Origin of the sequence: Kitasatospora sp. NPDC059160, from assembly GCF_042755465.1 — a bacterium.
In the GTDB taxonomy this organism is placed as follows: domain Bacteria; phylum Actinomycetota; class Actinomycetes; order Streptomycetales; family Streptomycetaceae; genus Kitasatospora.
Window position 1 is genome coordinate 40,447 of the sequence record NZ_JBHZCN010000024.1, and the last position, 24,734, is coordinate 65,180.

General features: G+C 72.9%; 18 protein-coding genes and 1 pseudogene. 10 read left to right on the forward strand and 9 right to left on the reverse strand.

Annotated features, from left to right (window positions below; genetic code table 11):
* Window positions 1-156: 156 nt before the first annotated feature.
* Entirely contained in the window at window positions 157-1,989 is a 1,833-nt protein-coding gene (locus ACFXOZ_RS12860) for an ABC transporter ATP-binding protein (RefSeq protein WP_375891370.1), read from the forward strand.
* Window positions 1,990-2,101: 112 nt separating this feature from the next.
* Here the strand turns inward: ACFXOZ_RS12860 and ACFXOZ_RS12865 are convergent, their stop codons facing one another.
* Window positions 2,102-2,770: a lysophospholipid acyltransferase family protein gene (locus tag ACFXOZ_RS12865; RefSeq protein WP_375891371.1), complete on the reverse strand. Its 669-nt coding sequence runs from the start codon at window positions 2,768-2,770 to the stop codon at window positions 2,102-2,104.
* 176 nt (window positions 2,771-2,946) lie between these two features.
* Here ACFXOZ_RS12865 and ACFXOZ_RS12870 point away from each other — a divergent pair, with 176 nt between their 5' ends.
* On the forward strand, window positions 2,947-3,159 hold the full coding sequence (locus ACFXOZ_RS12870) for an EF-hand domain-containing protein (protein ID WP_375891373.1): 213 nt from the start codon (window positions 2,947-2,949) through the stop codon (window positions 3,157-3,159).
* A 92-nt stretch (window positions 3,160-3,251) separates the two neighbouring features.
* On the opposite strand, the gene ACFXOZ_RS12875 is transcribed toward ACFXOZ_RS12870, so the two are convergent.
* A complete protein-coding gene (locus ACFXOZ_RS12875) occupies window positions 3,252-5,483 on the reverse strand; it encodes a CDP-glycerol glycerophosphotransferase family protein (protein WP_380589916.1) in 2,232 nt (743 codons plus the stop codon).
* An 808-nt stretch (window positions 5,484-6,291) separates the two neighbouring features.
* Here ACFXOZ_RS12875 and ACFXOZ_RS12880 point away from each other — a divergent pair.
* Together ACFXOZ_RS12880 and ACFXOZ_RS12885 are read left to right on the forward strand one after the other, a co-directional pair.
* Window positions 6,292-6,561: a hypothetical protein gene (locus ACFXOZ_RS12880; RefSeq protein ID WP_375891376.1), complete on the forward strand. Its 270-nt coding sequence runs from the start codon at window positions 6,292-6,294 to the stop codon at window positions 6,559-6,561.
* 204 nt (window positions 6,562-6,765) lie between these two features.
* The gene (locus ACFXOZ_RS12885) at window positions 6,766-7,221 is read left to right on the forward strand and encodes a YjbQ family protein (RefSeq protein ID WP_380521061.1); all 456 of its coding nucleotides are present in this window, start codon (window positions 6,766-6,768) and stop codon (window positions 7,219-7,221) included.
* 85 nt (window positions 7,222-7,306) lie between these two features.
* Here ACFXOZ_RS12885 and ACFXOZ_RS12890 read toward each other — a convergent pair whose 3' ends face one another.
* Window positions 7,307-7,912, reverse strand: a complete 606-nt coding sequence (locus ACFXOZ_RS12890; RefSeq protein WP_380521063.1) for a DUF1990 family protein — start codon at window positions 7,910-7,912, stop codon at window positions 7,307-7,309.
* A 70-nt stretch (window positions 7,913-7,982) separates the two neighbouring features.
* Here ACFXOZ_RS12890 and ACFXOZ_RS12895 point away from each other — a divergent pair, with 70 nt between their 5' ends.
* Window positions 7,983-8,216, forward strand: coding sequence for a hypothetical protein (locus ACFXOZ_RS12895; protein ID WP_380589919.1), 234 nt, complete (start codon window positions 7,983-7,985; stop codon window positions 8,214-8,216).
* 111 nt (window positions 8,217-8,327) lie between these two features.
* Here ACFXOZ_RS12895 and ACFXOZ_RS12900 read toward each other — a convergent pair whose 3' ends face one another.
* Both ACFXOZ_RS12900 and ACFXOZ_RS12905 read right to left on the reverse strand, forming a co-directional pair.
* Window positions 8,328-11,372 carry an AAA family ATPase gene (locus tag ACFXOZ_RS12900; protein ID WP_380589922.1) on the reverse strand — a complete coding sequence of 1,015 codons (3,045 nt, stop codon included), beginning with the start codon at window positions 11,370-11,372 and terminating at the stop codon, window positions 8,328-8,330.
* Entirely contained in the window at window positions 11,369-12,538 is a 1,170-nt protein-coding gene (locus ACFXOZ_RS12905; protein ID WP_380521068.1) for an exonuclease SbcCD subunit D, read from the reverse strand. The genes ACFXOZ_RS12900 and ACFXOZ_RS12905 overlap by 4 nt, the downstream gene beginning before the upstream one ends.
* A gap of 538 nt (window positions 12,539-13,076) precedes the next feature.
* Here ACFXOZ_RS12905 and ACFXOZ_RS12910 point away from each other — a divergent pair.
* Window positions 13,077-14,504 carry a serine/threonine-protein kinase gene (locus ACFXOZ_RS12910; protein WP_380589925.1) on the forward strand — a complete coding sequence of 476 codons (1,428 nt, stop codon included), beginning with the start codon at window positions 13,077-13,079 and terminating at the stop codon, window positions 14,502-14,504.
* 219 nt (window positions 14,505-14,723) lie between these two features.
* Here ACFXOZ_RS12910 and ACFXOZ_RS12915 read toward each other — a convergent pair.
* Window positions 14,724-15,100, reverse strand: a pseudogene (locus tag ACFXOZ_RS12915) (GntR family transcriptional regulator); the annotation flags it as partial.
* 550 nt (window positions 15,101-15,650) lie between these two features.
* On the opposite strand from ACFXOZ_RS12915, the gene ACFXOZ_RS12920 reads away from it, so the two are divergent.
* The 4 genes from ACFXOZ_RS12920 (at window position 15,651) to ACFXOZ_RS12935 (ending at window position 19,648) form a co-directional block, all read left to right on the forward strand.
* Window positions 15,651-16,628, forward strand: a complete 978-nt coding sequence (locus ACFXOZ_RS12920; protein ID WP_380589928.1) for a hypothetical protein — start codon at window positions 15,651-15,653, stop codon at window positions 16,626-16,628.
* Window positions 16,629-16,819: 191 nt separating this feature from the next.
* The gene (locus tag ACFXOZ_RS12925; RefSeq protein WP_375891388.1) at window positions 16,820-17,458 is read left to right on the forward strand and encodes a hypothetical protein; all 639 of its coding nucleotides are present in this window, start codon (window positions 16,820-16,822) and stop codon (window positions 17,456-17,458) included.
* A gap of 320 nt (window positions 17,459-17,778) precedes the next feature.
* Window positions 17,779-18,576: an SGNH/GDSL hydrolase family protein gene (locus ACFXOZ_RS12930; RefSeq protein WP_380589931.1), complete on the forward strand. Its 798-nt coding sequence runs from the start codon at window positions 17,779-17,781 to the stop codon at window positions 18,574-18,576.
* Window positions 18,577-18,850: 274 nt separating this feature from the next.
* On the forward strand, window positions 18,851-19,648 hold the full coding sequence (locus ACFXOZ_RS12935) for an SGNH/GDSL hydrolase family protein (protein ID WP_380589934.1): 798 nt from the start codon (window positions 18,851-18,853) through the stop codon (window positions 19,646-19,648).
* A 143-nt stretch (window positions 19,649-19,791) separates the two neighbouring features.
* Here the strand turns inward: ACFXOZ_RS12935 and ACFXOZ_RS12940 are convergent, their stop codons facing one another.
* From ACFXOZ_RS12940 to ACFXOZ_RS12950, 3 genes are all read right to left on the reverse strand, one after another.
* Entirely contained in the window at window positions 19,792-20,682 is an 891-nt protein-coding gene (locus ACFXOZ_RS12940; RefSeq protein ID WP_380589937.1) for a nitroreductase/quinone reductase family protein, read from the reverse strand.
* 432 nt (window positions 20,683-21,114) lie between these two features.
* Window positions 21,115-22,281 carry a polysaccharide deacetylase family protein gene (locus ACFXOZ_RS12945; RefSeq protein WP_380589997.1) on the reverse strand — a complete coding sequence of 389 codons (1,167 nt, stop codon included), beginning with the start codon at window positions 22,279-22,281 and terminating at the stop codon, window positions 21,115-21,117.
* 274 nt (window positions 22,282-22,555) lie between these two features.
* Window positions 22,556-24,385 carry an AMP-dependent synthetase/ligase gene (locus ACFXOZ_RS12950; protein WP_380589940.1) on the reverse strand — a complete coding sequence of 610 codons (1,830 nt, stop codon included), beginning with the start codon at window positions 24,383-24,385 and terminating at the stop codon, window positions 22,556-22,558.
* Window positions 24,386-24,734 lie beyond the last annotated feature (349 nt).

The following is a 24,734-nucleotide window of genomic DNA, read 5'->3' on the forward strand; positions in this document are numbered from 1 at the left end:
GATCCGGCGGGAGTGGATCCGGCGCGAGGGAATAGAGCCACCCTCACTATTAGCTTGCCTAACTATGAGCTACTCTCGCTATGCTGGTGTCCGTCCGGCCGCCGCACCCCCGTCCGCGCCCGCACCCCGGCGCGCCCGACCCAGGGAGGCCCGTACTTGAGGCCCGCCATCAACTGGACCCCGCCCGAACGCGCCGAGGGCGACCCCCGCCCGCCGGCCCAGTGGCGCCGCATCATCGCGCTCTTCCGCCCCTACCGGGGCCGGCTCACCACGGTGGGGCTGCTGGTCGCCGCCTCCGCCGTGGTGTCCGTCGTCTCGCCGTTCCTGCTCAAGGCCGTGCTGGACACCGCCATCCCGCAGGGCCGCACCGGGCTGCTCAGCCTGCTCGCGCTCGGGATGATCCTCACCGCCGTGGTGAACAGCGTCTTCAACGTGCTGCAGACGCTGATCTCCACCACCGTCGGCCAGCGCGTCATGCACGACCTGCGCACCTCCGTCTACGGCCACCTGCAACGGCAGTCGCTGGCCTTCTTCACCCGCACCCGCACCGGCGAGGTGCAGTCCCGGATCGCCAACGACATCGGCGGCATGCAGTCCACGGTGACCTCCACCGCGACCAGCCTGGTCTCCAACCTCACCGCCGTGATCGCCTCGATCGTCGCCATGGTCGCCCTCGACTGGCGGCTGACCGTCATCTCGCTGGTGCTGCTCCCGCTGTTCGTCTGGATCAGCCGCCGGGTCGGCCAGGAGCGCAAGAAGATCACCACCGAGCGGCAGAAGCAGCTGGCCGCGATGAGCTCGGCGGTCCAGGAGTCACTGTCGGTCAGCGGCATCCTGCTCGGCCGCACCATGGGCCGCTCCGACTCGCTGGCCCGGGAGTTCACCGAGCAGTCCGACCAGCTCGCCGACCTGGAGGTGCGCTCCAGCATGGCCGGGCGCTGGCGGATGAACACCATCATGATCGTGATGGCCGCCATGCCCGCGCTGATCTACTGGGCGGCCGGACTGACCTCCGCCGCCGGGGCGCCGATCGTCTCGGTCGGCACCCTGGTCGCCTTCGTCACCCTCCAGCAGGGCCTGTTCCGCCCGACCGTCAGCCTGCTCTCCACCGGCGTGGACGTGCAGACCTCGCTCGCGCTCTTCCAGCGCATCTTCGAGTACCTCGACCTGCCGGTGGAGATCGCCGAACCGCCGCACCCGGTCACCCTGGCCGACATCCGCGGCGAGGTCCGCTTCGAGGCCGTCGACTTCCGGTACGACCCCGAGCAGGAGCGTCCCACCCTGGACGGCGTCGAGCTCAAGGTCCCGGCCGGGACGTCCCTTGCCGTCGTCGGCGAGACCGGCTCGGGCAAGACCACCCTCAGCTACCTGGTGCCGCGGCTGTACGACGTCACCGGCGGCCGGGTCACCCTGGACGGCGTGGACGTGCGCGAGCTGTCCTTCGACACCCTGGCCCGCGCGGTCGGCGTGGTCTCCCAGGAGACCTACCTCTTCCACGCCTCGGTCGCCGAGAACCTGCGCTTCGCCAAGCCGGGCGCCAGCGACGCCGAACTGGTCGAGGCCGCCCGGGCCGCGCAGATCCACGACACCATCTCCGCCCTCCCGGACGGCTACGACACCCTGGTCGGCGAACGCGGCTACCGCTTCTCCGGCGGCGAGAAGCAGCGCCTCGCGCTCGCCCGCACCATCCTGCGCAACCCGCCCGTGCTGATCCTGGACGAGGCCACCAGCGCGCTCGACAACCGCACCGAACACGCCGTCCAGCAGGCCGTGGACACCCTGGCCGCCGGCCGGACCACCATCACCATCGCGCACCGGCTCTCCACCGTCCGCTCCGCCGACCAGATCGCCGTCCTGGACCGCGGCCGGGTGGTCGAACTCGGCACCCACGAGGAGCTGGTGGAACGGGACGGACGGTACGCGGCGCTGCTGCGCCGGGAGACGCCGGAGGCGGCGTCCCTGTCGGACGCCGCCCTCGGTCACGCGTAGTCGTACCGGTCGCGCGGATCACCGGTCGCGGGTGGTCGTTCCGGCCGCGCGGATCGCCGGTCACGCGTTCGTACCGGTCGCGCGGAACGCCAGGAGGCCGGAGACGCGGCGCTCAGGCCGCCTTCGGCACCTCGTTGTACCCGTCCGCGACCTCCTGGCCGGAGAGCCGCTGGATCGCCGCCATCACCTCGTCGGTCACCTGGCGACGGGCCTTCAGCGAACGGGCCTGCCCGTGCAACTCGTCGAAGTGCAGCGGTTCGCCGAAGCGGACGGTCACCTTCTTGATCCGCGGCAGCCGCTTGCCCACCGGAAGGATCTGCTCCGGGCCCTCCAGGGCCACCGGGACGACCGGGACGCCCGCGGTCAGCGCGAGCCAGGCGACCCCCGTCTTGCCCCGGTAGAGCCGGCCGTCCAGCGACCGGGTGCCCTCCGGGTAGATGCCGAAGGCCTTGCCGTCCTCCAGGATCTCCAGCGCCGACTCCAGCGAGGCCTGGGCCGAGCGGTAGGTGCCGCGCTCGACCGGAACCGCGCCGATCGACTCGAAGAAGCCCTTGGAGAGCCGGCCCTTGAGCCCGGTGCCGGTGAAGTACTCGGCCTTGGCGAGGAAGTGGACCCGGCGCGGGGCGGTGAGCGGGATCACCACGCTGTCGATGAACGACAGGTGGTTGCTGGCCAGGATCACCCCGCCCTTGCGCGGCACGTTCTCGATGCCCTCGATGGCCGGACGCCAGATCCCGCGTGAAACGGGTTTCAGCACCAGCCTGGTGGCGAGGTCGAGCACGGGTTCCCTCCCTGGACGAACGACCGCCCCGGAGGAGTCCGGGCCAGCAATCAGACCCGCAGACTACGACACCCACCCGGGAGCCCGTCCACTCCCGCCGACCGTGGCGAACACCACGGCCGGGTAGGGTACGGCCGTCCGAACCGAGCAAGAATTTGCAGTACCCAGGAGGAACGATGGAGAGCGTCGCGGCCATCAAGGAGATGTTCGACCGTTTCGACAAGAACGGCGACGGCAAGATCACCCCGGCCGAGTACGCGCTGGCCGCCAACGAGATGGGCGACCACAGCGTCACCATCTCGATGGCCGAGGCGCTGATCCACGCGATGGACACCCGTCACCAGGGCTACCTGGACTTCGAGGAGTTCCTGGCCGCCCGCCAGCGCTGAGCCCGCACGGACGGGGCCGGTCGCCGTACCGGCGGCACCGGCCCCGTCCGCAGGCCCCGTCGTTCGTCCTCCCGCCCGTCCTGCCGCCCGCCCTACGGCCTGTCCGTCGGAGCCGCCGGAGCCACCGGGAACACCCGGCGCACCACCCGCTCCGCCGCCCCGCCGTCGTCCCAGACGCAGAACCTCTCCCGGAACCGCTTGCGCGCACCCGGCTCCGGGTCGCCCGCGCGCAGCGCCCGCGCCAGCCCCGCCGCGTCGACCGTGACCGCGCCCGGCGGCTGCGCGAACAGGTCGAAGTACACGCCGCGTTCGCGCTGGTACTCCTCCCAGTCCGGAGCGAATATGACGACCGGTCGGTCCAGCACCGCGTAGTCGAACATCATCGACGAGTAGTCCGTCACCAGCGCGTCCGCCGCCAGGTAGAGGTCCTCGACCACCGGGTGCGCCGACACGTCCACGATCTCCGCCGCGTCCTCACCGGCCGTCAGGTCGCCCGGGCCGTCGGCGTGGAAGTAGTGGGTGCGCACCAGCAGCGTGAACCGCGGGCCCAGCGCCCGCGCCAGCTCCGCCACGTCCAGCAGCGGCACGTAGCCGCCCTTGCCGCCGCGGTGGGTCGGCGCGTACAGCACCGACGTGGTGCCGGGCCGCAGCCCCAGCCGCTCGCGCATGGCCAGGACCTCCCCCGGGGTGGAGTTGGCCAGCCGGTCGTTGCGCGGGTAGCCGGTGTCCAGCATCTCGTAGCGGCCCGGGAAGGCCCGGGCGAAGTGCTCGCTGGTGTGCGGGTTGGAGGAGACCAGGAAGTCCCAGCGGTCGACGGCCTCCTGGAGCCGGTCGAAGTCCATCCCCTCGGCGGCGGCCTCGGGGCGGCCCCGCAGGTCCATCCCCATCGCCTTGAGCGGGGTGCCGTGCTGGGTCTGGACGTGCACCGTGCCCGGCCGCTTCGCCATCGTGCGCGGGAAGTTGACGTTGTTCACGAAGTACTTCGCGGTCGCCATCGCCTTGAGGTACGCCGGGGTGTTGACGATCACGTACGGGACGCCGGGCGGCATCGCGTCGGCCTGCCGGCGGTTCTCCACCACCCACACGCCGCGGATCTGCGGGGCGAGTTCCTTCGCCTTCTCGTAGATCGCCGCCGGGCTGCACGCGTAACCCCGGTGCCAGTACGCGGCGTAGACCGCCAGGTGCTCGTCCAGCGGCAGGCGGCGGAACGCGTTGTACGCCGTGAACCGGGCGCCGCTGCGCACGCCCTTCTTCACCGCGGGGGCCACCGCCCGTGCCCCGCGCTTGAGTTCGCGCGGCAGCCGGCCGGTGCGGCGCAGCTCGGCGTACGCGATCCGGGCGCCGCGCGAGGCCAGCCGGTACTGCACGCCGCGCACCCCGCCGGGGAAGCGGTAGTCGGCCGGGCGGTGGCGCTCGAAGTGCGCGGCGACCCGGTGGAAGTAGTCCCGGCGCCGGTCGACCGGGACCAGTCCGGGGGTGTCGTAGACGTTCAGCGCCTGCCGGACGGTCCGGTCGAAGACCAGGGTGCGCAGCGCCGGCGGGACGGGCCGTCCGGGGCCGTCCGGGCGCTCGCACCGGTCCAGGAAGGCGAAGATGGCGTCGTACTGGGCGAACACGTCGGCGTGCTTGGGGGAGGCGGTGGCGGTGATCGCGCCGTCCCGGCCGCGCCGGTAGTTGTAGCAGGGGCGGTCGAGGTAGCGCAGCCGCCCGGCGGCCAGCAGCGCGGGGTAGGTGACCGAGATGTCCTCGTAGTAGCCGCGACCGAAGGAGACCCCGAGGCCCTCCAGGAACGCGCGGCGGAACACCTTGTTCCACACCGACATCACGGTCTGGAACAGCGCCGGGTGCTCGGCCACCGTGCAGCCCTCGACCAGCGGGGAGCCGACCAGCACGTGCCGCCAGGGGTTGGGCTCGCTCCCGCCGTCCGGGTAGACGTGGGTGAAGTCGGTGAGCAGGACGTCGGCGGGCGCCTCGCGGCGGCGCTCCTGCGTCAGCTCGTCCAGGATCACGCCGACCGTCCGCTCGGGCAGCCAGTCGTCGCTGTCCACGAACCAGACGTACTCGCCGCGCGCCTGCGGCAGGGCGGCGGTCCGGGCGCCGCCGAGGCCCTGGTTCTCGGTGAGGTGCATCACGCGCAGCCGGGGGTCGCGGGCGGCGTAGGCGTCCAGGATCGCGCCGGAGCCGTCGGGGGAGAGGTCGTCGACCGCGATGACCTCGAAGCGGGTCTCGGCGGCGGGGGTCTCGCCGAGGATCGAGTCGAGGCAGCGCGGCAGGTACCGCTCCACGCCGTGGACCGGGAGCACGATGCTGAGGAGGAGGGACACGCTGGCCGAGTCTACCGATCCACGCGGTGCGACCTGCGGGGACGTCCGCCCGGGACGGGACGGGGGCGGTGGTCGGGCGGGACCAGGTGGCGCGGAGGCCGGCGCCGGGGGTCGGAGCGGGGGTGATCACCGGTCCGGGACCGCCGGTGCCTGGCCCCGGAACGGGGTGGCACCGGCAGTCTGGTGGCGGCCGGGCCGACCCTCTACGGCCGGCCGCCGGTCCGGGCACCGTACGGGCCTGGTCACCGCAGCGTCGAGGTGACCGGGCAGTGGCCCGCAGGAGCCGGAGTTCGATCGAGTCGCTTCACGACTCGAACACGCACCTGCGTGCGGTGCGGGCACCGGTGCGTGCCTCAGATACTGCTTGGAGGATCGACGCGAGTCAATCCCTCGTATGTGTTCACTTCATGAATCGGCTTGCGTGCGGTCGACCACCCGCTGGTGATCGTTTTGTCGACCTCGCGACTGTCCCCTATATGGGGGCGATTCGTCGACGCCGCAGTCGAGGTCGCAGTCGGCGCCGCGGGAGTGCCTGTCGTACGCCGGCTCGGGCCCGCCCGCACCCGCCTGCGCGCGGCGTGCACCGCGCGGACGGACGCCGGGGCCGCGCCTCCTGGCCCTGGTGACGAATGGCGGGTCGTGCACCATCATTGATGCCTAGTCGTGACCGCCCGAGCTGCCCCTGGTGCATCGTCAGTTGACGCCGCACGGTACGGTGGCACAACACCGAGGACGGTTGCGCGAAGGCCGTCCCTCACGGATAGTCTTCGCCTCACGGCCCTGGCGCCTCGTAGGGGTGGGAAAACTGATGGAACACATGCAAGTGCGGACTCGGCCCCGTGTGCCGGCGGTCCAGTGCGGTGTCGGCGCGACCGGCCGCCGGATCGAGCGACACCTGGCCGTGCTCGGCGCGCCCGCGCTCCCGGCGGTGGACACCGCCGAGGCGCTCGGGTTGATAAGGGAGCTGACGCCGCGCGGCGCCGACACCCCGGCGGCGGCCCGCCGTCGCCACACCCGGGTCTCGCTGCTGGCGCCGCTGCGCCGGCTGCGCCGCAGCCTCTTCGGCGGGCGCGGCTGAGACCCTGGAGCAGGCCCGCGGCCTCGGCCCGGGACCGGCTCACGAACGACCCGACGGACCACCGGCCCGTCGGGTCGTCGGCGTATCCGGAGACGGGACCGCCAAATTGGTCTGAACCTTTCACCCTACGCGAGGCCGCCGCCCCCGCGTGGGCAGTCGGCGAGGCAGTACGCCCGACCGGTCGACCTGGGCCAGGATGGCGCCATGGCGGACAACAACCACTCCACGTCAGCCGGGGCGACCGGGTCCTTCCAGACCACCACCCTGGAGATCACCACCGGCAACCGCGAGGTCGCGCTGGACATCACCGACCGCTGCGCCGCGTTCCTCGACGAGCGGGCCGCCGGGCGGGACGGGCTGCTCAACGTCTTCGTCCCGCACGCCACCGCCGGGATCGCCGTCCTGGAGACCGGCTCGGGCAGCGACGACGACTTCCTCGCCACCCTGCGCGCGCTGCTCCCCGCGGACGACCGCTGGCGCCACCGGCACGGCAGCCCCGGCCACGGACGGGACCACGTGGTGCCCGGCCTGGTCGCCCCGCACGCCACCCTTCCGGTGCTCGGCGGCCAACTGGCCCTCGGCGTCTGGCAGTCCGTGGTGCTGATCGACACCAACGGCGACAACCCGCGCCGCACCGTGCGGCTGTCCTTCCTCGGCTGAGTGACGGGCCGGTCTGCGAGCCGGGCTGCGGGCCGGACTACGCGCTGAGCTACGGGTGGGACCACGGGCCGGACGACCCGCTGAGCTACGGGTCGAGCCTCGCGACGTGGCCGGCCACGGCCGCGAGGTAGCGCTCGATCGCCAGGTACTGGCAGAGCAGAGCGACCGGCCGGCCCAGCCGGGCGTACCAGGCGGACAGCCGGGAGAACGCGGCCACCTCGAACCACACCTCGCCGTCGGCGTCCATCGACACCAGGAACGACTCCTCCCCGCACTCCGGATGCCCCGGCAGCGTCCCGTACGCGAACCCGATCCGGTCCGGCCCGGCCACCGTCCACACCACCCGGCAGGGGATCACCAGCCTCGGCCACCGGCTGCCCGGCAGGCTCAGCCGCAGCAGCACGGTGGCCCCGTCCCGGACCGGCCCGCCCGGGTACACCGCGAACCCGGTCCCCAGCTGGCTGCCCCACCCGAGCACGTACCGCCCGGCCCGCTCCAGCACCTCCGGCCCCCGCCCCAGGTGCACCCGTCGGCGCAGGTGCGCGTACCCCTCCGGCAACGGCCCACCCCGGGTCGCCCCCACCTCCGCGTACGTCGGCCCGCCCGCCCGGGCCTCCCGCAACTGCCGCCGCAGACCCCCGGACCCACGAACCGTGCCGACCGTGCCGACTGTGCCGCTTGTGCCAACCATGCCGGCCACGCTAGCCCCGGGCCGCAGGCCCGCCTTGCGGCGGGGTGGGGGCGGGGAGTAGGAAGGCGGCATGAGTGAGAGCAGGACGGACGGCGCCGTGGTGGGCGGGGACGCGGCGGCCTGTGGGCCGGTGCCGGTGGGGGCGACGGAGGCGGCGCTGCGGGAGGACCCGGGGGCGGAGGGACCGCGGGCCGACTGCGTGCTGTGCGGTGAGCCGACGGTGCTGCCCGCCGACCAGCCGGGCAGCACCCTGTGCCCGACCTGTGCCTGGCAGCAGGCCCAGCGGATCGCCTGTTCGGGCTGAGCGGGCTGGGCGTGTCGGGCGGGGCGGGCGTTTTGGGCGTGTCGGGCGGGGCGGGCGTTTTGGGCGTGTAGGGCGGGGCGGGCGTTTTGGGCGTGTAGGGCGGGGTGGGCGTCAGGCGTCCTCCCGGCCGGCCAGGGCGAGGGTGGAGCCGTGGCGGCCCTTGCGGACCAGGAGCTGGGCCGGGATGCGGCTGCGCAGGTCGGCGACGTGGCTGACGATGCCGACGGCGCGGTCCCGCTCGCGCAGGCCGTCGAGGACGTCCATCACCTCCTCCAGGGACTGTTCGTCCAAGGTGCCGAAGCCCTCGTCGATGAAGAGCGTGTCCAGCGGCATCCCGCCGGCCTCGTCGGTGACCACGTCGGCCAGGCCGAGGGCGAGGGAGAGCGAGGCGAAGAAGCTCTCGCCGCCGGAGAGGGTGGCGGTGTCCCGCTCGGTGCCCGTCCAGGCGTCGACGACCCGCAGGGCCAGTCCGGAGCGCTTGTTGCCGGTGCCGCGGTCGTCACTGTGGACCAGGGTGTAGCGGCCGCCGGACATCCGGACCAGCCGGTCGCTGGCCGCCGCCGCGACCTGCTCCAGCCGGGCCGCGAGCACGTACGACTCCAGCCGCATCCGCAGCCGGTTCTCGGTGGAGGTGCCGGCGGCCAGCGCGGCCAGCCGGTTGATCCGCCCGTACCGCTCCAGGGTCGGGGCCAGCTCGGCGGCCAGCTCGCCCAGCCGGTCCCCGATCTCGGCGAGTGCCGCGCAGCGCTCCCGGGCGGCCGACCGGGCGGCGTGCGCCCGGCCGAGGCGGTCGGTGGCGGCGCTCAGCGCGGCCGCGGCGGCGGGCAGGTCGACCGGCGGACGGGCGGCGGCCTCGGCCAGTTCGGGCAGCGCCAACTCGTGCCGGACGGCGGCGGACTCCGCGCGGTGCCGCTCCAGCCGGGCCTCCAGCCGCTCCCGCTCCTCCCGGGGCAGTAGGACGGCGAGCGCGGCCCCGGCATCCGGGAAGCCCGCCGCCGCGGCGGCCTTGCCGAGTTCCTCCTCGGCCGCGTCGAGCCGCTCCCGCGCCTCCGACGCCGCCCGCGCGGCCCCGGCCACCGCGGCGACCGCCTCGGCGAGCCGGCCCAGCGTCGCGGCCCGGTCGGCGACCGAGGCGGCCGCGCCGCGCGCGGCCGACACCCTGGCGCTCAGCGCCCGCTGGTCGTCCGCCAGGGCCTGCAGCCGGTCGGTGAGGACGGCGGCGCGCTCCTTGGCCTCGTTCAGCTCGTCCAGCCGACGGGTGCGGTCCTGCGACAGCCGGGCGATCTCCCGGCCGACCCGGCCGAGCGCCTCCGCCTCGTGCAGCGCGGCGCGGTGCTCCCGCTCCAGCTCGGCGAGCGAGCGCGCGAGCACCTCCGCTGCCTCGGGGCCGGCCGCACCGGCGGCCGTCGCCTCGCGCACCCGCAGCGCGGTCAGCGCCTGGTCGGCCTCGCCCCAGGCCCGCTCGGCGGCGGCCTGCGCCCGACCGGCCCGCTCCTCGTCCTCGGCGCTCACCCGGCCGCCGTCGGCGGCCTCGGCGGGCGCCGGGTGCTCGGCCGAGCCGCAGACCCGGCAGGCCTCGCCCGAGCGGAGCTGCTCGGCCAACTCGGCGGCCATGCCGGCCAGTCGGCGGTCCCGCAGGTCCAGGCCGAACTCACGGGCGTCCAGCGCGGCCGTGCGCAGCTCGGCGACCCTCGGCTCGGCCGCCGCGATCTCCACCCGCAGGCCGTCCCGCTCCCGGGCCGCGGCCAGGCGGGTGGTCGACTCGGCGCGCCGGCCGTCCAGTTGCTCGACCCGGACGCCCGCCGTCCGGGCCCGTTCCTGCTGCTCCTCCAGGCGGCCCAGCTCGCCGTCGAACTCGGCCAGCCAGTCCTCGGCCTCCTCGGCCCGCTCCTCGGCGCCGCGCCGCTCCGCGGCCAGGGCGAGCTGCTCGCGGCCGAGTTCGGCGCAACGCCGCTCCTCCGCCCGGGCCGTCTCCAGCCGGACCACCTCGGCGCGCAGCCGCAGTTCCGCGTCGGCCAGCTCGGCGGCACCGGCCCCGGCCCCGGCCGGGACGTGCTCCGCGATCCCGGTACGGGCCAGCGCCTCCCGGCGCCGCTGCTCCGTCTCCCGGGCCCGGCCGAGCGCCTCGGCCGCGCTCTCCCGCAGGCGCAGCGCGGATTCCACGCCGACCGCCTCCTGGGCGGCCGCGAGCCGCTGCCGGTCCCGCGCCGCGGCCGGTTCGAAGGCGGCCAGCCGGTCGGCCTCGGCCAGTGCCTCCCGGTGCCGGCGCTGGCGGGCGGCGAGCTCCTCGGCGCCTTCGCGCCCGTGCTGGGCGGCCCGGTGCGCGGCCTCGGCCCCCGCGAGGGCGGCCTCGGCGACGGTGAGCTGCTCGGCCGCGCCGCCGCGCAGGATCGCGGCCCAGCCGAGCAGCCCGGGGGCGAGGTCGGCGTCGCCGTCCTCGGCCGGCACCCACGCCCCGGCGGGTTCGGCCCCGGGGCCGGCGGCCTGCTCGGCCTTGCTGGCGAGGTCCCGCAGGCGTCGGCGTCCGGCCTGGACGGCCGTCTCCTGGGTGCGGCGCCGGTCGGCGAGCCAGGCCTCGACGTGTCCGTAGCGCTCGGTGTCGAAGAGGCGGCGCAGCAGCTTGCCGCGCTCCTCGGAGTCCCCCTTGAGGAAGCGGGCGAAGTCGCCCTGCGGCAGCAGCACCACCTGGCAGAACTGTTCCCGGCTCATGCCGATCAGCCGGTGGATCTCTTCCCCGGCCTCCTGGTGCGACTTGCTGACCGGCTGCCAGCCGGGGGCGCCGTCGCCCGCGTCGGCGGCCCACGCGCGCAGCAGGGTCTGCGGCCGCTCGACGGTGGTGCCGGTGCCGACCTTCTTCGGCCGGCGCTGCTCGGGCAGCCGGGTGATCCGCAGCCGGCGCCCGCCCAGCGTCAGCTCCAGCTCGACCTGGGTCAGCTGTCCGGGGTCGGCGTGGTCGCTGCGCAGCCGGTTGGCCCGGCGGGCGTTGGGCGTCTCGCCGTACAGCGCGAAGCAGACCGCGTCCAGCACGCTGCTCTTGCCCGCGCCCGTCGCCCCGCGCAGCAGGAACAGCCCGCCGGCGGCGAGCGCGTCGAAGTCCACCGTCTCGCTGCCCGCGAACGGGCCGAAGGCGGTGACGGTGAGCCGGTGCAGCCTCATCGGGGCAGGTCCGCCTTCCGGTCGGCGTCCGTGCGGACGTGCTCGAAGCCCTCGCGCAGCCAGCCGAGCTCGTCCGGCTCCGGCTCGGCCCCGGGGCGGACGTGCCGCAGGAAGCCCTCGGCGATCTCCAGGTCCTCCCGGCCGCTGACCCGGGAGGCGTACGACCGGGCCGGCTCGGTGCCGCCGTCCTCGGGGTCGAACAGCAGCTGGAGGGTGTGCGGGAAGCGGCGGCGCAGCTGCTCCATCGGCTCGCCCGGGCGGGCGGCGTCGGTGAGCGTGGCCTGCACCCAGGACTGCTCGTCCTCGGTGTACCTCTCGTCGGTGAGCAGCTCGGCGAGGGTGCCGCGCAGGGCGGCGAGGGCGCGCGGTCGGGGGCAGTCGACCCGCTCGGCCGTCACCGCGCCGTCGGCGGCGAGGTCGACCAGCCACATGGTCTTGCGCTGGCGCGCCTCGGAGAAGGAGTAGGCGAGCGGGGAGCCGCTGTACCGCAGGTGGGGGGCGAGGGTCTGGCAGCCGTGGAGGTGGCCGAGCGCGGCGTAGTGCACCCCGTCGAACACCGAGGCGGGGACGGCGGCGACCCCGCCGACGGCGATGTCCCGCTCGCTGTCGCTCGGTGCTCCGCCGGTGACGAAGGCGTGCGCGAGCACCACCGCCCGCGTCCCCTCCGGGCGGGCCGACAGGTCGGCGCGGACCTGCTCCATCGCCGCGCCGAGCACCGCCGCGTGCCCGCCCTTGGCCAGGCCGAAGCGCTCGCGGACCAGCGTCGGCTCCAGGTAGGGCAGCCCGTACACCGCCACCGGGCCGTGCTCGTCCGCCAGCAGGACGGGCTCGGCGCACGCGCCCGGGTCCGTCCGCAGGTGGATCCCGGCGCGCCCGATCAGGCCGGCGCCGACGCCGAGGCGGCGGGCCGAGTCGTGGTTGCCGCTGATGAAGACCGTCGGGACCCCGAGCTCCGCCAGCCGGTGCAGCACGTCGTCGAACAGCGCGACCGCGTCCAGGCTGGGCAGCGCCCGGTCGTACACGTCCCCGGCGACCAGCACGGCGTCCACGCCCTCGGACCGGACCACCTCCACGAGGTGGTCCAGGAAGGCGCGCTGGGCGTCGTGCAGGCTCTCCCGGTGGAACGAGCGCCCGAGATGCCAGTCGGAGGTATGCAGCAGTCTCACTACAGCGCTCCTACCTGCACGTTTGCCACTTTGATGTCCTCCGGGTCAGCACCGAGTCAGCACGGGTCACGCGGCCAGTGCCTGGTCAGTACCGAGTATCACAGGACCCACCGACAGAGCCTCGTCCATCACGGTCCTCAGTCTCTCTCGCGCATCAGGGGAGAGGCGGCCGTAGATGTCGGCGGTGATCCGGATCGTGGAGTGCCCGAGCCAACGGGAGACCTCCAGGGGGGACACCCCACCCGCGATGGCACCGGAGGCGAAGAAGTGCCGGAGGTAGTGAGCCGTCCACGGCTCATCACCGTACCCCGAGGGCGTGCACCAGGAGCACGGCCCGCTCTTCGCCCGCCGGGCTCTCCGCCTGGGCCTGGTCCGGCTCGAAGAGGACGATGATCCCTGCCACGATCCCCATGTGCAGGGCCGCATGGGCGACTGCATTTCGATCTCGATCGAGTTCCGCCGATGTCTGGTCCCGTCATGTACACACTGCGTACGCTCGAACCCGACTGCTCGTTGGTGCGAGAGCCCGGGGGACACGATGGCTCACGAGGCAAGCCCTGGCCAGCTCGTCGGGGGGAAGTACCGGCTGGTCTCCAGCCTGGGGTCGGGTGGCTTCGGACGGGTTTGGAAGGCTCACGACGAGCACCTTGACGTAGACATAGCGATCAAGGAGATCTGGCTCCCACCCGCGCAGTTCGAGGAGGAGTACAACGAGCGCCTCAAGCGCGCCGCGCGTGAGGCCCGAAGTGCCGCCAAGCTCCGCGATCACCCCAACATCGTGACCGTTCACGAAGTCGTCGTGGATGCCGGCCGCCCGTGGATCGTGATGCAACTGGTCAACGGCTGCTCGTTGGACGAATACGTCAGGCAGCGTGGCCCGTTGCCCCGTGACACGGCGCTCAAGGTTGCCAGGGCACTCCTGGAAGCCCTTGACGCCGCTCACCGCGCCGGTATCTTCCACCGCGACGTCAAACCGGCCAACGTCATGATGGCCTCCGACGGAAGAATCCTTCTCACCGACTTCGGGATCGCCCGGCACGAGAACGACACGGTGCTGACTGCGTCGGGGACAGTCATTGGCTCCCCGGAGTACATGGCGCCCGAGCGAATCCGGGGACGGGTCGACATGCCGGTCAGCGACCTCTTCTCCCTCGGAGCCACGCTCTTCCAAGCCATTGAAGGAATCTCCCCGTTCAGGAGGGAGACGTCAATGGCATCCATGTCCGCAGTGCTGATGGATGAGCCTCCACCGCTCGTGAAGGCCCGTGACCCGCTTAGAACAGTCGTCCGTCTGCTACTTGAGAAGAAGCCCGAACAGCGGCTCGGCATTTCAACAGCATTGGTCTTCCTTGCCGGACCTTCTCGCTCGGAGAACCCCGGTGGGCCGCAGACTGAGCACAAGGTCCTGCTGCCGAAGAAGGATAGCCAAGCCTACTTGAGAGCAGCCATAGAGCTTGAGCGGCAACAGCAGGTTGAGAAATTACTGCTCAACAGGCCATCACCTGCCACGCCGGTGCCCGCTGTCAACACACGCGGGCCACTGGAACAGCGGCAAAGCAACTCCGAAGGCCAAGATGGCGCGAGCAGTGCAACCGAACGATCGGGTGGTCTCACGGCAAAGAAGGCCCGCGATGCAGTAGTCGTAGCAATGGGGGCCGTAGTTATGGTTGGCGCAATATCCTGGGGCCTTCCGAAATTAGTGAACAACACGGCCTGCGGGTGGATGAAGAGCGCGCTCGTCAAGTATGAGCCGAATGGCTATACTACATATCAAAATCGACAGCAGATCATCAATCAGGCGAAAGATGCTCTAGATCTCCCAGAGCTTGACTATGACATAAAATCCCGGCTTGAGACATATGAAGACAGCCTATTGAGAAATTGGTATGCCCAAGACGCTGGGGATGGTCAGGCGAGCCGGGCGCGGTCGGAGGTTTTGAAGGCATGCGGAGATGAGGGGAACTAGCGCGCCGAGGAGGCGCCAGGTGGGGACTCCTCCGAACTGCTGCCGCATGTCGGCGCCCGGCCACGGTCGTCCGCATGGACTCCTACCGCCCCGCCAAGACCACGCCCCCGGCTCCAGTGCCCGATCCCCGGCCTGAGCCGGTTGCCTCCGGGAACCCGTTCCTCGCGCTCCTCAGAACGCTCGAAGCAAAGCAAACCGCCCCGGCCTACTTGGCCGGGGCGGTTCTCTCATTTGCTGGTCCCGGGCATGCGTGATCGTCCGACCGGAGGCCTCGAGCACCTTTGCCGTGAGCCCCGCGTTCTTGCCGGGCGCGGTCGACAGCAGGTCGGGGACCACGGCGGCGAAGTGAGCCGGGACCAGGCGACTGCCAGCATGGTTCGGGTCTTCCCCCGGCCTGCGATGTACTCCCGCCGGACAAGCTGGTCGCCAGGGGCCAGGTTGAAGATGTCCTGGACGTACAGCGGGGGAACCACCAGTTCGGCCGCAGTGACACGACTGGTCTCGCCTTCCACCGGGCTCGACCTCAGTCGCTGCGCTGACAATCCCGGCCTGCTCAGTGGCCACGGGGGGTTGTCCGCTGGGCGAGCCGAGGGCGGGCGGTGGGCGAGTGGCGGGTGGACGGTGGGCGGGGGGTCGACGAGGGGCTCATGTTTGCCCCTTGGCGGGCTGCGGTGGATGGCCTTGGGGGCAAATGTTGCTCCTCTGGGGAGCCTCGGGCGCCGGTGTTCGATTACTCGGGGTGGATTGTCAGTGGCTCTGTGTATGTTCCGTGGCGTCGGCGGATCCGGGGGTCGGAGGCCGACGGGACAGGAGGAGACCATGACCATGAGGGAGTCGGTGTACGAGGTGTTGGGCGTCGTGGTGGTGCGGAAGCGGCTGCTGCGGGCGCCGGGGGCGCTGCTGTCCGGCGGGCGGAGGCCGGGGTCCGGGCCCGGGAACGCATCCGGGCCCGGGAGCGGGCCCGGGAGCGGGCCCGGGAGTGGGGCCGGCCCCGGGTTCGGGCGGCCGTCGGCGGGTGGGCCCGGTGGGGCCGCGCCGCCGGGCGCGGGGCGACCGCCGGGTGCGCGGGCCGTCGGGGCCGGGGGAGCCGGGGCGCGGGGGCGGCGCGACGGCCGGGCCCGCGGGGCGCCGCCCCAGCCGGTGGCGGTGGCGCTGGCCGTCGAGGCGGAGGACTTCGCCGTGCTGGCCGAGTACGGGCTGTTCGGCGCGCTCGGGCACCGGGAGTACCTGGTGCGGGCGGAGGAGCAGCTCAGGGGCCTGTACCAGCAGGGGCTGGAGGTGCACCTGCGCGTCCTGGAGGCGGGTGACTTCGAGGACTACTGCGCCGCGCTCGGCCTCGACCCCCGGGCGTCAGCCGCCCGGGTCGCGTACGCGGGGGATCCGGAGCTCGCCGGGGAGCCCTTCGTCTACGCGGGGGAGCCGATGGCCGACCTCCTCCCGGTGCTGCTGGACGACCACCGGGCGCGGGTGCGGATGTCCGTCGGCTGTGCGGCGCTGCTCGACGTGCTGGGCGACGACCTGGCCGGGCAGCGGCGGATGGCGGCCGTGATGCGGTACGTGACGTCCGTGTACCTGGCGCTGGCCGAGGGTGCGGGGGAGGGCTGCCACCTGCTGACGCTGCGCTGCCACGGCCCGGAGGACGGTGAGCAGCTCACCTCGGCGGTGGACGTCTGCGTCGAGGCGGGGCGGCTGCTACCCGCCGGGCGGGACGTGGAGGCGTTCTGCGTCACGCTCGCGGCCGGCGTGGCCTCGGGCGGTGCGGGGGCGTTGCTGCTGCACGGCGATCCGGCCGCGTCGCCGTACCGGTCGGCGGGCCACGCGGCGGACCGGGCCCCGGACCGGGCCCCGGACTGGGAGGCGGACCGACCCTCGGACCACCCTTCGGGGCGGTCGGCGAGCGCTCCGCCGGGCGGGCTCGCGGACGGGGCGAGGAGCGGTCCGCGGGTGCGGGGCTGGGCGCTGGCCGGTGGGCGGCTGCGGCCGATGACCGCCCACGAGGTGTTCGACGAGCTGGCCGACGACGCGGCGCGCGGGCTGCCCTTCCCGCCCGGTGCGGTCCCGCAGCCGGGGTTCCCGCTGCCGGGCCTCCCGGAGGCCGGGGGCGGGGGTGGGCTGCTGGGGTGATCAGGGCGTTCGCGGCCTCCGCATCCACCATGCGGCGCTGGGGACTGTTCATCGACCGCCTGTTCGGGGAAGATCGGAGAAGATCAACAGCAGGAGTGCGCGGTCCCCCACGCCGCCACTCCGGTCGCTCCGCTCCGTACCGTGCTCCGTAGGGTCCGGCGAGCCCGACACCGAGAGGGGGGACGCGCGGCATGGGCCGGATCGAGTTCACGGCGGAGATCGCCGAGCTGCTCGGGAAGGTGCGCCGGCGTCCCACGGCGGGTTGGCCGTGGCGGCCGGGTGAGCAGGTGCCGGAAGGGCTGCCGATGAAGCAGTCCTGGGGCTGGCTGTTCGCCCCGGACGGCCGGGTGCTGACCCTGGTCAACCCCCGGGACGGGATCTGCTCGCTGCCCGGCGGCTCGCTGGAGCCGGAGGACGACGGCGACCCGGCCGCCGCCCTGGCGCGGGAGGCGGGGGAGGAGGCCCAGGCCGTGATCGGCCGGCCGTACTACCTCGGCTACCTGTACGACCGGGTCGGCTCGGCGAACGGCGGGCACGAGTGCGCCCGGGTCCGGATGGCGGCGGCGCTGCGGGCGGTCGGTCCGAGCGCGGCCGATCCGGCCTCGGGCCGGCACTACCGGCGGCTGCTGGTCGCGCCGGGGCTCGCGGTCGAGCTACTGGGTTGGGGCGAGCCCGGGCTGCGCCAGGCCCGGGCGGCGGTCGCCACCGCCGTCCACTGGCTCGGTGTGCCGGCCGCCGCGAACGAGGAGATCGAGGAGCTCCCGGTCGAGGGCTGCACGGTCTTCCCCGGCCCGGTGTACCCGGGCGGCGGACGCGTCCCGCGGTACTGAACCGGGCCCCCGGAACGCGGCCGGCGGCGCGCCGTCCCCGGAGCAGGGCTGCCCGGCTGCGGGCGCGGAACCGACGCACCGGCGGCCGCAGCCTGACCGGTGGCTGACGGCGAGCTGACTTCTCGGAAGTTTTTTGTCTACACGCGATGACCGACGCGCGTCGACGTACACCCACACCCACCTGGGCGAACTCACGCTCGGTCGGTGGTAGTTCACGTTTGCGCTATCAGACGGCCCGTCAATGTCCTTGGCATGAGCGCTTCCGTGCCGGGCTACCGCCTGGTATCCCTTCTGTGACCCGCGTCATATCAGGAGGTGCCATGCTCCGCCCTGCTCGTGCCCTGTCCGTCGCCGCCATTGCGGCCGGTCTCACCATGACGACGCTCTTCACGGCGTCAGCCGCCAACGCGGCGGGTGTCAACTACGTCGCCCTCGGGGACTCGTACTCGGCCGGCGTCGGCGCCGGTAGCTACCTGAGCGACAGTGGTAGCTGCAAGCGCAGCACCAATGCGTACGCGTACCTGTGGAAGAACACGAACAAGCCGTCCTCCTTCTCCTTCGTGGCCTGTTCGGGGGCGAGAACCGGCGATGTGCTCAACAGTCAGGTCTCCGCGCTGAACACCGGCACCACGCTGGTCAGCCTGTCGATCGGCGGCAACGACGCGGGCTTCGCCGACACGATGAAGACCTGCGTGCTGGGCTCGGACAGCGACTGCCTCAACGCCGTCAACACGGCGAAGAGCTACGCGACCAACACCCTGCCCGGCCAGCTGGACCGGGTGTACTCCGCCATCAAGGCCAAGGCTCCGAAGGCCCACGTCGTGGTGATGGGCTACCCGCACCTGTACAAGGTCGGCGGCGACTGCATCTTCGGCATCGGTGACACCAAGCGTGCCGCCATCAACGGTGCGGCCGACACGTTGGACGGCGTGATCGCCAAGCGGGTCGCCAACGCAGGCTTCACCTTCGGCGACGTGCGCAGCGCCTTCGCCGAGCACGAGATCTGCGGCTCGCAGAGCACCTGGCTGCACAGCACCACGCTGCCGATCGACGAGAGCTACCACCCGAACTCGGCCGGCCAGTCCGGGGGTTACCTCCCGGTGTTCAGCCGCTCCTGAGCGAAGCGGCGTCGAGTACGCCGGTGCCGGGCGGTCACGGCCGGCAGGCACCGGCGCGTTGTTCCGTGCCGGAGCGCGCGTCCGCCTGTGCGTGTCCGCATGTCCGCGGGTGCGCCGGCGCCCGGGGTGGCGGTCGGCGTGAACTGACCTTGCGCGCGCGGCAGTTCACTTCCGCGCCAGCAGACTGCCCGTCAATGTCTTTGGCATGAACGCTTCCGTGTTCGATTACCGCTTGGTATCCCTTTCTGTGACCCGCGTCATACCTGGAGGTGCGATGCTCCGCCCTGCCCGTGCCCTCTCCGTCGCCGCGATCGCGGCGGCCCTCACCATGACGACGCTCTTCACGGCGTCAGCCGCCAACGCGGCCGGCGTGAACTACGTCGCCCTCGGCGACTCCTACTCGGCCGGCGTCGGTGCCGGCAACTACCTGGGCGACAGCGGCAGCTGCAAGCGCAGCGCCAACGCGTACGCCGAGCTCTGGACGAACGCGAACTCCCCGGCCTCCTTCTCCTTCGTCGCCTGCTCGGGCGCGAGAACCGGTGACATCCTCAACAGCCAGATCTCCGCGCTGAACAGCGGCACCACGCTGGTCAGCCTCTCGGTCGGCGGCAACGACGCGGGCTTCTCCAGCACCATGAAGACCTGCGTGCTGGGCTCCGACAGCGACTGCCTCAACGCCGTCAGCACGGCCGAGAACTACGCGACCAACACCCTGCCCGGCCAGCTGGACCAGGTGTACAACGCCATCAGCGCCAAGGCCCCGAACGCCCACGTCGTGGTGATGGGCTACCCGCACCTCTACCAGATCGGCGGCTACTGCCTCTTCGGCATCGGCGACACCAAGCGTGCCGCCATCAACGAGGCCGCCGACACCCTGGACGGCGTGATCGCCAAGGAGGTCGCCAACGCCGGCTTCACCTTCGGCGACGTGCGTGACGTCTTCTCCGGCCACGAGATCTGCGGCTCGCAGGACACCTGGCTGCACAGCACCACCCTGCCGATCGACGAGAGCTACCACCCCAACTCGGCCGGCCAGGCCAACGGCTACCTCCCGGTGTTCAGCCAGTCCTGAGCGTCCGCGCTCTGCCGCTCTGCCGCTCTGCCGCTCTGCCCGCTCCGCCGTCCCGTCGGGTCGCCATCCCGGTGGGCTGACGGTGTGACGCCGGTGCCGCCGTCCCCTCCCAGGACCTGGGAAGGGACGGCGGCACCGCCGCGTCAGCGCCCGGCGCCGGGGCCCGGCCGCACCGGCGGGAAGGGGATCCCGGCGAGAGCGGGCAGCAGCTCCGCCTCCTCGTGGGCGAGGTGCGCCTCCAACTCGGCCGACATCCGGTCCAGTTCGGCGCGGAGCTGATCCGGATCCGTGACCTGGATCCCGGCCAGCAGCGCCAGCAGCTCCTCCTTGATCCGTCCGATCGCCCGGTGCTGCTCACCGAGCCGCTCCAGCACTCCGGCGAGTTCGGGGTGGCTGCGCGCGAGGGCGGGGAAGATCGCGGAGTCCTCGCCGGTGTGGTGGTGCGTCAGCCCCTCGCAGAACGCCAGGCAGTGCTGGCGCAGTTGCAGCCCGAGCCCGGCCGGGCGGCCAGGGGAGTGGGCTTGGGCCTCGGCCCGGACGTGGCGCAGTTGGGCCCGCAGCCAGCTGTGCGCCTCCAGCAGCTTGTCGGCCAGGCTGCGGACGTCGCGCGGGTGGCCCGGCGGCGCTTCGGGGCGCTCCAGGACGACCACCGGCAACTCCCGCTCGGTGTGGGCCTGGTAGTCGCCGTACCCGGGTGCCCGGCGGACGACGGCGGCGAACAGTCGCCCCCGGCGCGGGCCTTCGGCGGGTACCGCGATCGCGTCGAAGGTCTCGGTGCCGAGCTCGACCCTGACCACGGGGTGGGCCAGCAGATTGCGGTACCACTGCGGGTGTTCCGGCGCGCCGGCCGCCGAGGCGATGACCAGGAGCAGCCCCTCGGACCGGACGTACCCGAGCGGTACGGTGTGCGGCCGGCCGGAGTGCGCCCCGGTGGTGGTCAGCAACAGCAGGTCGCCGCCCTCGAACGGACCGCCGACCCGGCCGTCGTTGGCGCGGAACTCCTCGATGACATTCAGGTTGAAGGACATGGGCATGTGTGTGGTGAAGTCTCCTGCGAGTGAGGGGGCGCGGCCACACACGGCATCACGCGACGAACGGGCGGACACCGTGGTGGCCGCCTGGGTCAGATCAGGGCAGCGGAGAAGGTACTCATCGCGCATCGTCCCTTTGCGTGCAAGGTGCTGGCCCGACTGCCGGCCGGCCCACTTCTCTGTGGCCGACGCCGCGCTGCACACCCCCATGAGACGTGGGCCGTGGATGCCGTGTCAATAGGCGTGATCACCGTGGAGCGTGCGCGGGGAGAGGGGGTGGGGCCGACGGTGGCAGCGACGGGACGACCGCGAAGGGATGACGGGTAACAGCTGACAGAGAACAGATAACAGAGAACAGCTGACAGATTTCATCATCTGAAATCTGTCAGCTGTCATGCGTCGACTGCCATCCGTTCGCCGCCCGGGGCGGGCCGGTCAGTGCAGGTAGTCGATCAGCCCGGCCGGCTTGAGGCCCGCGGCGTCGGCGGCGGCGAGGGCGCGGGGCAGGTCGGTGGCGAGGGTGTCGGTCCAGTGCATCAGGATCACGTCGCCCGGCTGGAGCGGGCCCGGGTGCCAGATGTTGGAGGCGCCCCAGCTGTAGTCGGCGTCGGCGGTCAGCACGGTGCGGGTGCCGCAGTTCGCGGCGGCCTGCAGGGTGTCGGCGTTCCAGGCGAAGAACGGCGGGCGGAACACCACGGGCGCGGTGCCGAACAGCCGGGTCATCGCGTCGCGCGCGTCGCAGATCTCCACCTGCTGCTGCTCCAGGGGGAGTTTGCTCAGGTCGGAGTGCGAGACGCTGTGGTCCTGCACGGAGGAGCCGGGCACGGCGGTGACCCGCTTGAAGAAGTCCGGGTCGGTGCCGGCCGGCATCGGCAGCGGGAAGGCCGTGATCGGCAGGTGGTGGTCGGCGATGAAGCGTTCCGCCTCGGGGGTGCGCTGCCAGCCGTCGTCCACGGTGAAGAAGACGACCTTGTCGGTGGTCGGGATCGAGCCGGCCGCCACCGCCGGGGCGGGCGCCGGGCCGTCGACCCGTACGTCGTCCACCGAGAACGGGCCCTGCTGGTACCAGCCGTGCACGTACAGCCGGATGCTGTGGGTGTTCGGGCCGGTGGTGAAGCGGGTGGTCAGCTGCTGCCAGCCGCCGGAGGTGGTCTCGGTCCAGGCGGGGGCGACGTCCCGGCCGGTGCCGGTGGCACCCAGGTAGACGAAGTTGCCGCGCACCCAGGCCGAAGCGGTGTAGGTGGTGCCGGGCTGGACGGCGACGGTCTGCGCGCACTCGCCGGTGGAGTCGTCGTTCGCCGGGGTGACGGTGAGCGCCGAGGTGCCGGAGTGTGCGCCGGAGGTGGTGACGGCCGCCTCGGCCGGGCCGCCGGTGCAGCTCCAGCCGGGGATGCTGCCCCAGTCGGCGAGGGCGGGGGAGGGCAGTTCGAAGCCGGGGTTGGTGGCCAGGTTGACGGTCGTGGCGCCCGCGCCGCCGGCGGGGGAGACGGGGGTCGTGGGTGAGGCCGTCGGGGAGGCCGTCGGGGAGGCGGAGGCCGCCGGGACGGCGAAGGCGGTGAGCAGCGCGACGGAGGCGGCCAGCGCGGACAGGCGCGTGGACATCGACACGTGAGGACTCCAGCAGGTGGGGGCACGCCCGTGGGGAGGGCGCGGAACGGGAATCTGGACCGTGGAACCGGGGCGCTCCCGGAGGGGCGGGAGCGGGTGGTGCAGGTGCGCCGCACTCGGACCGAAGAGCAACAATGGACTGGACCAATCCACCCGTCAAGGGAACGGCAGGTGAACCGCAGCGCGAACGATCCGTCCCGAAAGGGGACAAGACGGTACGTCAGAAAACCTGCCCGACGGCATGGTTCGGACGGAGGTCGGGCCCGGCTCAGGAGAGGTACAGCTCCTCGATGTCCGTCGAGTAGTACTCCGCGATCGCCGTCCGCCGCAGCTTGAGCGAGGGGGTCAGCAGTCCCTGCTCCAGGCTGAACTCCCGTGGCAGCAGGCGGAACGCGCGGATCGACTCGGCCCGCGAGACGGCGGTGTTCGCCGCCGCCACCGCGCGCTGGACCTCGACGTGCAGCTGCTCGTCCGCCAGCACCGCCCAGGCGTCCAGTTGCTCCCGTCCGTGGGTCTTGAGCCAGTGCGCCAGCGCGGCCGGGTCGAGGGTGATCAGCGCCGCCACGTACGGGCGGTCGTCGCCGACCACCAGGCACTGGGAGACCAGCGGGTGCGCCTCGACCCGTTCCTCCAGTGCCGTCGGGGCGAGGTTCTTGCCGCTGCTGGTGACGATCAGGTCCTTCTTGCGGCCGGTGATGGTGAGGTAGCCGTCCTCGTCCAGCCGGCCCAGGTCGCCCGTCCCGAACCAGCCGTCGACCAGTGATTCCGCCGTGCACTGCGGGTGGTTGAGGTAGCCGCCGAAGACCGAGCCGCCGCGCACCCACACCTCGCCGTCGTCCGCGATGGCCACCGAGGCGCCCGGCACCGGCTGTCCGACGGTGCCGAGCTTCTGCCGGCCGGCCGGGTTGGCGGTGATCGCCGCGCTGGTCTCGGTGAGGCCGTAGCCCTCGTAGAACTGGAGCCCGGCGCCGGTGAAGAACAGGCCCAGGTCCCGCCGCAGCGAGGAGCCTCCGCACATCACGGTGCGCACCCGCCCGCCGAGCACGGCGCGCAGCTTCGGGTAGACGGTCCGCTCGTAGGCCAGGTGGCGCAGCCGCAGGGCCGTACCGGGGCCGGGTCCGCGGCCGAAGGCCTTCTGCTCCCGGGCGGCCGCCCAGTCGACGGCCACCTGCCGGGCCTGCTCGAAGAGTTCGCCGCGCCCGGCCTCCTCGGCGGCGCGCCTGGCCCGCTGGAAGATCTTCTCGAAGACGTACGGGACGGCGTGCAGGAAGGTCGGCCGGAAGCTCGCCAGGGCGGGCAGCAGCGCGTCGGTGGAGACCTCGGGGACGTGCCCGATCCGGAAGCCGCCGCGGATCGCCGCGATCTGCACCGCCCGTCCGTAGACGTGCGCCAGCGGCAGGAAGAGCAGGGTGGCGGGCTGGCCGCCACCGCCGGTGTCGCGCAGCACCTCGCCCCAGCCGACGAGCAGCGAGTCGGCCTCGGCGGCCAGGTTGGCGTGGCTGATCAGGCAGCCCTTGGGGCGTCCGGTGGTGCCCGAGGTGTAGACCACGGTGGCGATGTTGGCGGCGGTGACGCCGAGCCGCTGGCGGTGCACCAGGGCGTCGGGGACGCCCAGGCCGTCCTCGGTGATCGCGGCGACGCAGTCGCGGTCCAGCTGCCAGATCCCGGTCAGGTCGGGCAGGGCGTCGCAGACCGCGCCGACGGTCATCGCGGCGTCCTCGTCCTCGACCAGGCAGGCCACCGCCTGGGTCTCGGCGAGGATCCAGCGGACCTGCTCGGGCGCGGCGGTGGGGTAGACCGGGACGGTGATCGCACCGATCGACCAGAGTGCGTAGTCGAACAGCGTCCACTCGTATCGCGTGCGGGACATCAGGGCGACCCGGTCGCCGTAGCGCACGCCGCGGGTCAGCAGGCCCTTGGCGAGGGCGAGGACGTCGTCCCGGAACTCCCGTGCGGTGACGTCCTGCCAACGTCCGTCGCCGGTCCGCCGGGACAGTTGCACCAGGTCGGGGCGGCGTTCGGCGGTGTCGTACAAGGAGTCGGCGAGTCCTCCGGTGGCCTCGGTCCCGGCCGGGGCGGGGGTGGTGAACTCGCGCACAGTCCTCCCCAGTTCGCGTCTCGCGGCGCTGTCCGTCGGCCCCGGCGCACGGGCACCGGGATGGCGGCGCCCGGTCGTGCGGGGTGGTGCGAAACTATCGGATCGGCCTGTCACTGCCCAGGGTTGTGACGGTGACGCGACGAGATCGACACCGGTCAGCACGGATGGTGTCGCAGTTGGGGAGGAGTCGCGGAGGCGGCGGTGGGTGCCCCGGGGGTGCCCCGGGAGCCGAGTGCGAGTCGTCGGTGACGGCACGGCGACGGGCCGGGGAGGAGGGGCCGGGTCCGGCTCGGGGTGGAGCGGGGTGGATCGCGGCCGTCCCCTGACGTGTCCGGGGCAAGGCGAAGAA